The 11,168-nt window shown below is 69.4% G+C and carries 10 protein-coding genes; all 10 read left to right on the top strand.

What is annotated here, in order from left to right; all coding sequences use genetic code 11:
* Positions 1–5: 5 nt before the first annotated feature.
* On the top strand, positions 6–1,502 hold the full coding sequence (locus BM362_RS09145; protein ID WP_093572825.1) for a DHA2 family efflux MFS transporter permease subunit: 1,497 nt from the start codon (positions 6–8) through the stop codon (positions 1,500–1,502).
* 23 nt (positions 1,503–1,525) lie between these two features.
* The gene (locus BM362_RS09140; protein ID WP_067580929.1) at positions 1,526–2,098 is read left to right on the top strand and encodes a TetR-like C-terminal domain-containing protein; all 573 of its coding nucleotides are present in this window, start codon (positions 1,526–1,528) and stop codon (positions 2,096–2,098) included.
* A gap of 194 nt (positions 2,099–2,292) precedes the next feature.
* Positions 2,293–3,048: an SDR family NAD(P)-dependent oxidoreductase gene (locus tag BM362_RS09135; protein WP_093572823.1), complete on the top strand. Its 756-nt coding sequence runs from the start codon at positions 2,293–2,295 to the stop codon at positions 3,046–3,048.
* Positions 3,045–4,025: a phosphotransferase gene (locus BM362_RS09130; protein WP_167545258.1), complete on the top strand. Its 981-nt coding sequence runs from the start codon at positions 3,045–3,047 to the stop codon at positions 4,023–4,025. The genes BM362_RS09135 and BM362_RS09130 overlap by 4 nt, the downstream gene beginning before the upstream one ends.
* Complete coding sequence (locus BM362_RS09125) at positions 4,022–5,356, top strand: aspartate aminotransferase family protein (RefSeq protein WP_093572822.1); 1,335 nt, start codon at positions 4,022–4,024, stop codon at positions 5,354–5,356. The genes BM362_RS09130 and BM362_RS09125 overlap by 4 nt, the downstream gene beginning before the upstream one ends.
* Positions 5,353–6,102 (top strand): 5-oxoprolinase subunit PxpA, encoded by a 750-nt coding sequence (locus tag BM362_RS09120; protein WP_093572821.1) that lies wholly within the window; start codon positions 5,353–5,355, stop codon positions 6,100–6,102. The genes BM362_RS09125 and BM362_RS09120 overlap by 4 nt, the downstream gene beginning before the upstream one ends.
* Positions 6,099–6,995 carry a 5-oxoprolinase subunit B family protein gene (locus BM362_RS09115; protein ID WP_067580941.1) on the top strand — a complete coding sequence of 299 codons (897 nt, stop codon included), beginning with the start codon at positions 6,099–6,101 and terminating at the stop codon, positions 6,993–6,995. The genes BM362_RS09120 and BM362_RS09115 overlap by 4 nt, the downstream gene beginning before the upstream one ends.
* Positions 6,989–7,966: a 5-oxoprolinase subunit C family protein gene (locus BM362_RS09110; protein ID WP_067580944.1), complete on the top strand. Its 978-nt coding sequence runs from the start codon at positions 6,989–6,991 to the stop codon at positions 7,964–7,966. Before BM362_RS09115 ends, BM362_RS09110 begins: the two co-directional genes overlap by 7 nt.
* Positions 7,967–8,057: 91 nt before the next feature.
* Positions 8,058–9,284 (top strand): MFS transporter, encoded by a 1,227-nt coding sequence (locus BM362_RS09105; RefSeq protein ID WP_067580946.1) that lies wholly within the window; start codon positions 8,058–8,060, stop codon positions 9,282–9,284.
* Between the two features lie 24 nt (positions 9,285–9,308).
* Positions 9,309–11,054: a CocE/NonD family hydrolase gene (locus BM362_RS09100; protein ID WP_093572820.1), complete on the top strand. Its 1,746-nt coding sequence runs from the start codon at positions 9,309–9,311 to the stop codon at positions 11,052–11,054.
* The last annotated feature ends 114 nt before the right edge of the window (positions 11,055–11,168 follow it).

Below are 11,168 nucleotides of genomic sequence, written 5' to 3'. Positions count from 1 at the left end.
ACTTCATGACTTCTGACCCCTCGCCGACCGGGATCGCCCCGTCGGCTCCCCGAAGCGCGCCCGGAAACGCCGTGCGCCACCAGCATCGCTGGCTGACGCTCGTCGTGCTGAGCCTCGCCCAGCTGATGGACATCCTCGATTCCACGATCGTCAACATCGCCCTGCCGAGCGCACAGCACGACCTCGGGTTCCCCGCCGACTACCGGCAATGGGTGCTCACCGGCTACGCGCTCGCGTTCGGCAGCCTCCTGCTTCTCGGCGGAAGGCTCGCTGACTACTTCGGACGGAAGCGGCTGTTCCTCGTCAGCGTCGGCGGGTTCGCGGTCGCCTCCGCCGTCGGCGGCGCCGCCGGGAATTTCGCGACCCTGCTGGCCGCGCGAATCGGTCAGGGCGCGTTCGCCGCGCTGCTCGCGCCGGCCGCGTTGTCCTTGCTGTCCATCACCTTCGCCGACGACGCCAAGGAACGCGGCCGTGCGTTCGGCGTCTTCGGCGCGATCTCCGGTGCCGGCGGAGCCGTGGGATTGCTGCTCGGCGGCGTCCTCACGCAGGGCCTGTCGTGGCGGTGGTGCCTCTACGTCAACCTGATCATCGCCGCGATCGCGTTCGCCGGCGGGCTGATCCTCCTCCACGACGGCGATCGGCCGCAGCGGGCAAGGCTCGACGTCGCGGGCACCGCCGCGGTGGTGCTCGGTCTGATCGGGATCGTCTTCGGCCTCGGCACCGCGGAACGGAACGGCTGGCACGACCTCCGGACACTCGGGCCGGTGCTCGCGGGCGGCGCGCTCATCGCCGCGTTCGTGGTCGTCGAACGCCGTACCGCCCATCCGCTGCTGCCGCTGCGGGTGCTCCTCGACCGGGTCCGCGGAGCCGCGTACCTGACCTTGGGCATCACCGGGACCGGGATGTTCGCGATCTTCCTGTTTCTCACCTTCTATCTCGCGAACACGCTGGGGTTCGGCCCGCTGCAGACCGGGGTGGCGTTCCTGCCGATGATCGGCCTGGTCATGGTGGGAGCGGTGTTCTCCGGGGCGGTGCTCCTGCCGCGCTGGGGACCTCGGCCGATCGTTCCGTCCGGCTGTCTGCTCGCCGCCGCCGGCATGGTCATCCTCACCGGAATCGGCGCGGACTCGAGTTACGCCGCGAACATCCTGCCCGCCCTGCTCGTCACCGGGATCGGCTTCGGATTCATCTTCGGCCCGGTGCAGAACGCCGCGACCAGCGGTGTCCAGCCGCACGACGCCGGGGTGGCGTCCGCGATGGTGACGACGGCCCAGCAGATCGGCGGGTCGATCGGAACCGCGGTGTTCAGCTCGCTCACGACGTCCGCGATCGCCGGATACCTGGCCGCGCATCCAGCGACCGGGACCCTTGCCGAGGCGACCTTCGCCGGATACCGCCTGGTGTTCTGGATCGCGGCGGCAGTCTTCCTCGGCAGCGCGCTGCTGGCCGCGCTGCTGTTCCGCAGCGGTCCCTTGCCGTTGCCCGCTGACCCGGCGGCCTGAGCCGCGAACGCTAGCCTGGTCCTATGGCAGACACCCGTCCTGGAGGCCGTACCGCTCGTACGCGCGCCGCGGTGCACAACGCCGTGCGCGAGTTGTTCGCCGAGGGACGCGATCAGCCGTCGGTGCGGGAAGTGTCCGAACGGTCCGGTGTGCACGAGGTGACGATCTACCGGCGGTGGGGCCGGATCGAATCGCTCGTTCTCGACGTCGCCGTCACGCAGCTCAACGAGGAAGCCCCGTTCCCGGACAGCGGCGATCTGCGCCGCGACCTGCTCGACTGGGCGCACGCGGTCGCCGGGCAGGTGAAGACGCGCGAGGGGTTCGCGTTGTTCCGCGCGCTGGCCGCGGCGACCTCCCCGCTCGGGGGCGGGCAGGGCGAGCAGCCCGCCGCCGATGCGGCCGGGTATCTGCGGCAGCGGACCGCGCAGTTGCAGCGGGCACTGGACCGGGTCGCGGAGGCGGGCGGCAAGCCGCCGACGGTGGCGCATGTCTTCGATGTGGTGCTCGCGCCGATCTACCTGCGGGCGATCTTCGGTTACGAGCCTCCGGACACCGAGCTGGAGGCGTTGGTGGACCGGGCCCTCGCCACTGCCTGAACACCGGTGCTTCGCCACTCCGGCACAGCTGTCGGTGAGGGGCTCCTTGCGGGAATCTGATTCCCGCAAGGAGCCCCTCACCGACGTCTGAGGGCTGCTGGAAAAATCTAAGTGCAGGATCTCTTGCATTAGTGGCCATCCCTTCGCATACTTCTCGTTAGTGCAAGTTTTCTAACGTTAAGAGCGGAGTCCTCATGGCCAGCGCACACCCGCTTCGCGATCGGATCGCCGTCGTCACCGGAGCCAGTTCCGGGATCGGGGCGCAGATCGCCCGCGAACTCGGCTCCGCCGGGGCGCGGATCGCCCTGGTGGGACGGGATTCCCAGCGGCTCGCGGCGGTCGCCGGGGAGCTGACGGCGATGGGCGCGGAGGCCGAGCCGATCGTCGCCGACCTCGTCGCCGCGTCCGGTCCGCAGGAGGTCGTGGACCGGACGCTCGCCCGGTTCGGCGGCATCGACGTGCTCGTCCACGCGGCCGGAGTCTTCCTGCCGACACCGTTCGCCGACACCACCGACGAGTTGCTCGACGCGCAGTGGGCGACCAACGTCCGGGCACCGTTCCGGCTGACCCGCACGGCCGCCGGGCATCTCAAAGACGGCAGCAGCGTCATCTTCGTCTCCTCCATCTGCGGGCACGTCGGATTCCCGAACTCCAGCGCCTACTGCGCGACCAAGGGCGCGGTGGAACTGCTGGTCAAGTCACTGACCGCCGAGTTCGCCCCGCAGGGCATCCGGGTGAACGCCGTCGCCCCCGGCAACGTCCGCACCAGCATCAACGCGCACCTGCTCGCGGATTCCGGCTACGAGCGCCAGATGCTCGACTCCACCCCGGCGGGACGCGTCGGCGAGGTCGGCGACATCGCACCCGCCGTCGCGTTCCTTGCTTCCCCGGCCGCGTCCTACATCCACGGCGTCAGCCTGCTGATCGACGGCGGCTGGGTCGCGTCGTGAAGCCCGGCTTCGGCGAACTCGTGACCGCGAGCGGACTCGACGCGGTCATCGAACCGCTCGACGAAGCGTCTGTGCTTGGCGCGCTTGGAGAACTGCACGGGTTGTCCGGCCGGCTGGAGCGGATCGCGTCGGAGAAGGACGAGACGTTCGTGTTGCACGCGGCGGATGCGCGCTATCTGGTCAAGGTGAGCGGCGAAGCGCGCGAGGACCTGGCATTGCAGACGGCGGTGTTGCGGCATCTTGAGCGCGCCGCACCCGAACTGCCGGTTCCTGCGGTGAAGTCCGGTGTGGACGGTGCGGATCTGCACGAGGTCGCAAGTGGACGGTCGTTGCGGGTCCTCTCGTTCTTGCCGGGGGAGCCGCTGGCCGAGCGCGCGGCGGCCCCGGAGCCGTTCGGGCGCTGGCACGGGCAGCTCACCCGTGCGCTCGCCGGCTTCCGCGGCGGGAACCGGACCTTGCTCTGGGACCTGCGCTACCTCAGCGCGCTCGACACCGCGAACGGGCTCGCGCAAGAGGTCCTGGCGGAGTTCGCCTCCCGGGTCCGTCCGGGCGAACTGGAAACCCAGCTGGTGCACAACGACATGAGCCCGCACAACATCCTCGTCGGCGCGAGCGGGGAACTGGCCGGGATCCTCGACTTCGGCGACGTGCTCAGCACCGCCGTGGTTTTCGACCTCGCCATCGCGTTGTCCAATCTCCTCGACGCGGACGCGCCGGACCTGTGGGCGGCCCCGCTCGGGTGGCTGCGTGGTTACCTCCAGGTCAGACCGATCGTCGAAGAAGAACTGGCGCTGCTTCCGTTGCTGGCCGTCGCGAGACTGGTGCAGCGCGCACTGATTTCTTCCTGGCGGGCTCGACGGGACCCGGCCCGCGCGGAGTACGTCCGCTCGCACGCTTCCCGTGACTGGGTCACCGCTCGCGCCGGGTACGCCGGCCTCGGCGCGGCAGCCGAACGAGTGCTGGAGGTGCGGCGATGACCCGGCCGGAAATGGTCAACGGCTTCACCGGCGAGCATCTTTCCGCTCAACCACAGCACATTCGCGAGCTGATCGCCCGGCGCGCGAACGTGCTCGGCCCGGGTTATCAGCTGTTCTACACCAACCCGGTCGAAGTCAGCCGGGGCTCGGGCGTGCATCTTTACGATCCCGCGGGCAACGAGTACCTCGACGCCTACAACAACGTCGTCTCGCTCGGCCACTGCCACCCGGCCGTCGTCGAGGCGGTGACCAGGCAGTTGTCGACGCTCACCACGAACACCCGTTACCTGCAAGCAGATCTGCTCGACTTCTCCGAACGGCTGCTCGCGACCTTCCCGGCGGAACTCGACCGGGTCACCTACACCTGCACCGGTTCGGAAGCGAACGACCTGGCGTTGAGAATCGCACGGGCGCACACCGGAAACACCGGGATCATCGTCACGCGCAACGCGTATCACGGCGTGACCGCTGAAGTCGCCGCGTTCTCTCCCTCTCTCGGGCCAACGTCGCCGCTGGGGCCGCACGTGCGCACGATCAGCGCGCCGGATCCGTTGCGGCACGACAACGTGACGGACCTGCTGCGCAACGAGATCCGGGCAGTCATCGATGATCTCCAACGGCACGGCTTCGGTGTTTGCGCGCTAGTCGTGGACAGCATCTTCTCCTCCGACGGAGTGCAGCCGTTCCCGACCGATCTGCTGGGCGTCCTCGCGGCTGAGGTCCGCGCGGCAGGCGGCGTCTACCTCGCCGACGAAGTCCAAGCCGGATTCGGCCGCACCGGGGCCGGATGGTGGGGATTCGGCAGACACGCCGTCGTGCCCGACCTGGTGACGCTGGGCAAGCCGATGGGCAACGGGATTCCGGTGGCCGCGGCCGTGCTGCGGCACGAGATCGGCCGGGAATTCGGTCAGAAAGTCCGTTACTTCAACACTTTCGGCGGCAGCAACGTGCCGATCGCCGCGGCCTCGGCGGTGCTCGGCGCCATCGAGGGCGAAGGACTTATCGACAACGCCCGGGAGATCGGCGCCCACCTGTTGCGCGGTTTCACCGAAATCGTCGAGAGCAATTCCTGCCTCGCTGAAGTGCGCGGCACCGGACTGTTCCTCGGCATCGAGGTCACCGCACCGGAAAGCACCGAACCGGACCGGGGGATCGCCCAGTCCCTTGTGGATGATCTGCGCGAGAACTTCGTGCTGGTGTCGGCGTCCGGACCGCACGGCAACGTCGTCAAAATCCGGCCGCCGCTGGTGTTCTCCGCCGCCGACGCCGCACTGCTGCTCGACCGCTTCGCCGACGCGGCCGCCCGAGTCCTGGCCCGGAGACGCGCATGACCGCACCGACGATCGACCTGAACGCCGACGCCGGCGAAAGCTTCGGCCGCTGGACCCTCGGCGACGACGACGCTCTCTTCCAGCACATCACGACCGCCAACATCGCGTGCGGTTACCACGCCGGCGACCCGGCGACCATGCGTTCGTCGCTGATCCGCGCCCGGAACGCCGGGATCGCCGCCGGTGCCCACCCCGGCTACCCGGACCTGCTCGGATTCGGCCGCCGCGCGCTGCCTGCGACCGATTCCGACGTGGTCGACTACATCCTCTACCAGGTCGGCGCGCTCGCCGGATTCGCCGCGGCCGAGGAAGTGCCGCTCACGCACGTCAAACCGCACGGCGCGCTGATGGGCCGGATCTGCCGTTCGCCCGGGCTGGCGGTCACGGTCGCGCGAGCCCTCCAGTCCGTTCTGCCCGGGGCGCCGCTGATGTTCGCGCCGACCGAGGCGTTGCGCGCGGTGGTCGAGGCCGGGTTGCCGGTCATCCCGGAGAACGCCGCCGACCTCGGCTTCGACCAGGACGGCATCAACATCGTCGAACCGGTTCCGCAGGCCAAGGAGCCGGCGACGGTAGCCGACCGGGCACTGGAGATGGCACGCGGCACAGTCCGGACGGTCGAGGGCACGGTGATTCCGATGCCGGTGCGCTCGGTGTGCGTGCATGGCGATCGGCCGAACGCGGTGGCGGTCGCGAAGGCCGTGCGCCGTCGCCTGGAGGCGGCCGGGTTTGTGGTGCGTGCGGCATGAGCTACCAGTTCTTCGCCGACGGCGCGCGGGCCAGTTTCGGCGGCGACGAGTTCCTCTTCGTCGAGGTCTGCGAAAGCATGGATCTCGCCCAGGCGATGCGCATTCAGGCGATCACCGGCGAGCTTTCCCGGCGCGAGCTGCCCGGAATCCTCGACGTCGCCCCGGCCAACGCCAGCTACCTCGTGCGCCTGGACCCGGATGTGCTGCATCCGCGCGAACTGGTGCGGGCGCTCGCGCGGCTGCACGAACGGTTCGAGGACGCGGGATCAGTCGCGCTGGACACCGAGATCGTGGAAATCCCGGTCTGGTACGGGGATCCGGAGACCGAACGGGTCTGCCTGAAGTTCCGCGACCGGCACCAGTCGGCGGGGGAGACCGACCTCGCGTACACCGCGCGAGTCAACGGGCTGACCTCGGTGGAGGATCTCGTAGCCGCGCATTCGTCGGCGCCTTTCATCGTCACGTTCCCGTGTTTCAAGCCGGGCAACACCGAATGCGTCCAACTCGTGCCGCGCGAACGGCAGCTCCAGGTCCCGAAGTACCTGCGACCGCGGACCGAGACCCCAGCGCGGGCGGTCGCGCACGGCGGCGCTTTCACCGTCGTCTACCCGACCGCGGGCGTCGGCGGCTACCAGTTGCTGGGCCGATCCCCGGTGCCGGTCGCCGACCTCGCGCAGCGGACCCCGGGGTTCGAGACGTCGAAAGTGCTCGCCACGATCTCCACGCTGCTGAGCTTCCGCCCTGTCCCGGGCGAGGAGTACGCGCAGCTGCACACCGATTCCCGCGAAGGCCGCTACCGATACCGCCGCGCGCCGGTCCGGTTCGCGCTCGCCGAGTTCCTCGCCGACCCGGTCGGCTATCCGCCTAGGTTAGCGGCGGCGTTGCCATGCTGACCGTTCTCGCCACGGGCGCGCGCACGCTCGTGCAAGATCTCGGTCGCGCCGGGCAGTACGCCCTCGGGCTGCCGCCGTCCGGTGCGCTCGACCAGTATTCGCACCGCTGCGCCAATCTGCTGGTCGGCAACGACGAAACCGCCGCGACGCTGGAAGTCACGATGATCGGCCCGGAACTGCGCTTCACCGAACCGGCGACCGTGGCGGTCACCGGCGGCGAAGCCGAGATCAGCATCGACGGCACGCGCGCCGAAGGCTGGCAGACGCTGTCCGTAGAAGCTGGTCAGGTACTGCGGATCGGCACACTGCGCACCGGCTGCCACGCCTATGTCGCGGTGCGCGGCGGGATCGCGACGGAGCCGTTCCTCGGCAGCCGGTCCGCCTATCAGAGTTCGGCGATCGGCGGTCCGCTCGCCACCGGCGGCACCCTGCCGATCGGTGACGCGACCGACGGGTGCTGTCCCGGTGAGGGCAGCACCGTCGATCCCCGGTTGCGTCCCGCGCTCGGCGGACATCAGCAGCTGCGGCTGGTCGAAGGACTGTGCCGGTACCGCTTCACCGACGAGAGCGTCCGCGAGTTCTTCTCCTCGGCGTTCACTGTCTCCGCCGAATCCGACCGCACCGGACGGAGGCTGCTCGGCCCGGCGCTGCGGTTCGTGGACCGCGAAGCCCCGTTCGGCGCGGGCGACAACCCCAGCAACGTGGTCGATCTCGGGTACCCGGTCGGATCGGTGCAGGTGCCCGGCGGCGAGGAGGCCATCTGCCTGCTGCGCGACGCGGTGACCGGCGGCGGTTACGCCACGATCGGCACCGTCGTCAGCGCCGACCTCGACGTGCTCGCCCAGCTCAAAGCACCGGACACGGTCCGTTTCGTGCCGGTGTCGCTCGATCAAGCAGTCGCCGCCCGCCGCGAGAGCCGCCACCGGCTCGACCACGTGCGGCGCGGGCTGCGGCTGCTCTCCCTGTACTGACCTCCGGCAGCACCCGGCCGTCCCCGGAGGACGGCGCGAACGCCCGTTCGCCAGCGCCGCTCGTACCCGCCCCGCTCCGAGGAGCCCCGCCATGACCACGCCCGCACTCGCCGGCACCACGCGGAAATCCGCTTCGCCGTGGACCGTCCGGACCCTGCTCGTTCTGCTCGTGCTCGACCTGACCTACCTCGTCAACGCGATGGACCGGCAGGTGTTCGCCATCCTGCTGCCGGACATCAAGCAGACCTACCTGCTCACCGGCAACCAGGCCGGGACGCTGTCGACGATCTTCACCCTCGGCATGGGGCTGGCCGGCATCCCGGCGGGGTACCTGGCCGACCGGATCGGCCGCAAACGGGTGATCGTCGCGAGCCTGCTGCTGTTCTCGATCACCTGCGCACTCCAGGCGACGGCGCACGGGCTGGTCGACCTGACCGCGTGGCGGATCCTGTCCGGCGTCGGCGAAGGTGCGCAGAACGCGGCGCTCTACGCGGCGGTCGGCGCGTACTTCCAGCGCAATCGCGCGGTCGCGATCGGGTCGATCAACGCGGCGTTCGGGCTCGGCGCGTTCGCCGGTCCGCTGTGGGGCGGGGCATTGCTGTCCTCGACCGGTGACTGGCGTGTTCCGCTGCTGGTGTTCGGCGGGCTCGGCCTGGTGATTCTCGTGGTCATGCTGTTCACGGTGCCGCGGTCGGTGACGGAAACCGGACGCCAGGAGGCACCCCGTGCGACGCCGGCCGCGAGCGGCGAGATCCGGTTCTTCAACCGCCGGGTCGTCTGCTGCGCCATCGCCACCGCCGCCGCCGGCTTCGCGATCTACGGCTATCTCGGGCTGTATCCGACCTATCTCCGCGAGGCGCACGGCTACTCCGGCGGCCAGCTCTCGGTCGCCGCGGGCATGTTCGGGCTCGGCGCGCTCACGTCGGTCTTCTGCGGCATGTTCGCCGACCGGCTCGACCAGCGGCTGGTCAACGTCGCCGGGTTCGCCGCGATCGCCGCGTGCGGAGCGGGGATTTTCGCCTTCGCCGACGCTTACCCCGCGCAGCTCGTGCTTTCCCTGGTGCTCGGGATCGCGTTCACCGGGATCGTTTACACCAACACGAACGCGCTCATGCAGCGTTCGGTGCCCGCCGCGAAGGCCGGACGGGCGAGCGGACTGTTCGTCGCGGCCATGTATCTCCCGGCGAGTGTGTCCGGCTATTTCTTCGCGGCCGTCAAGTCCGGTCTGGGCTGGCACGCCGCCGGAGTCATCCAGTTGTGCGCGATCCCGGTCGCCGGCCTCGTCGCGATGGCCGCGATGGGAAAACCGCGCGACTGACCACGAAGGACAGAGAGGAAATCCATGACACAGCACTATGAACCGTACTCCGAAGTGCGCGACGGCATGCGGGTCGACTGGGACGTCCGGCTCGCCATGAGCGACGGCGTGACGCTCGCCGCGGACATTTTCCGGCCGGACGACGACCAGCCGCATCCGGTGCTGCTCGCGGCCAGTCCGTACGGCAAGGGGCTCTCGTTCGCCGAAGGATTCCCGACGCAGTTCTCCGCTCTGGTGCGCGACCATCCCGAGGTGGTGGCCACTTCGACGGGCGCGTATCAGGTCTGGGAGTATCCGGACCCGCAGCGGTGGGTCCCGGAAGGCTATGTGTGCGTGCGGATCGACGTGCGCGGCACCGGCGGCAGCGAAGGATCGATCGATTTCTTCTCGCCGCGGGAAGCCCAAGATCTCTACGAGGCGATCGAATGGGCCGGCGTGCGGGATTGGAGCAACGGCAACGTCGGCATGCTCGGCATCTCCTACCTCGCGACCAATCAGTGGCTGGCCGCCGCGCTCTCCCCGCCGCACCTCAAGGCGATTTGCCCGTGGGAGGGTGCGTCCGACTATTTCCGCGAATACACCCACCACGGCGGGATCCCGACGGAATTCATGCCCAGCTGGGCGCCGAACCAGGTGCTGCGCATCCAGCACGGCCGCGCCGACGCGCCGGTCAACCCGAACACCGGCCGCCGCGTTTCCGGGAAACCCGTGCGCACCGGGGAAGAGCTGGCGGCGGCCGCGATCTCGATCTCCGACGTGCTGCTCGAACGACCCGTCGTCGACAACTACTACCGGGACCGGACCGCGGTGCTGGAGAAGATCACCGTGCCAGTGCTGTCCGCCTCGAACTGGGGCGGCATGGGTCTGCATTCGCGCGGCAATTTCGAGGGCTTCCAGCGGGTTTCGTCCGAGCAGAAGTGGCTGGAGGTGCACGGGCTGGAACACTGGACGGAGTTCTACACCGACTACGGCCTCGACGTGCAGCGCCGGTTCTTCGACCATTTCCTCAATGGCGCGGACAACGGGTGGGAGGCTCAGCCGCCAGTCCAGCTGCAGGTCCGGACGCCGGACAGCTTTTTCCCGCGCCACGAAAGGGAATGGCCGCTCGCGCGTACGGAATGGACCTCGCTGAATCTCGATCTCGGCACTGGTGCGCTGACCGGCCACGCTCCGGCCGGCAGGCGGCAAGCGGAGTTCGCCGCGCGGTCGGAAGGGCTCCTGTTCACCTTGCCGCCCGCTTCGCACGAGGTGGAATACACCGGTCCGGCGGCGCTGAAACTGTTTGTTTCGTCGACGACCGAAGACGCCGATCTTTTCGTGACGGTGCACCTGTTCGATCCCGAAGGCGTCGAAGTGCTTTTCCCGACCGCGTTCGAACCGCACGGTCCGGTCGGTCAAGGCTGGTTGCGGCTGTCGCAGCGCGAACTCGATCCGGAACTGTCGCGGCCGTACCGTCCTTGGCAGCGGCACACCGCGGTCTCGCCGCTGGCGCCGGGGGAGGTGTACGAGGCGGACGTGGAGATCTGGCCGTTCTCGATCGTGGTTCCGGCCGGATACGCCCTCGGAGTGTCCGTGCGCGGGCAGGATTACGAACACCGCCTGCCCGGTCCGCACGAGCTGACCTACGGCCGTGAAGTGCGCGGCAGCGGTGCGTACTGGCACGAACTCCCCGGCGACCGCGACCGGGCGGCGTATGACGGGCGGACTACCTTGCACAGCACCGAAAACCAGCGGCCGCAGTTGCTGTTGCCCAGGATTCCGGGAGCCTGACCGCGCACTTCCCGGACCGGCGTCATCCACCGAACCCGCGGAACCGCCGGTCCAGCGAAGCACCAGACGCCGCCCGCGCCGGGCGGCGTCTGGTCGCGGAGATTCCCGGACAGC

Source organism: Amycolatopsis rubida, from assembly GCF_900115345.1.
GTDB classification, from domain to species: Bacteria; Actinomycetota; Actinomycetes; order Mycobacteriales; family Pseudonocardiaceae; genus Amycolatopsis; species Amycolatopsis rubida.
This window is presented reverse-complemented; position numbering and strand designations above follow the sequence as displayed.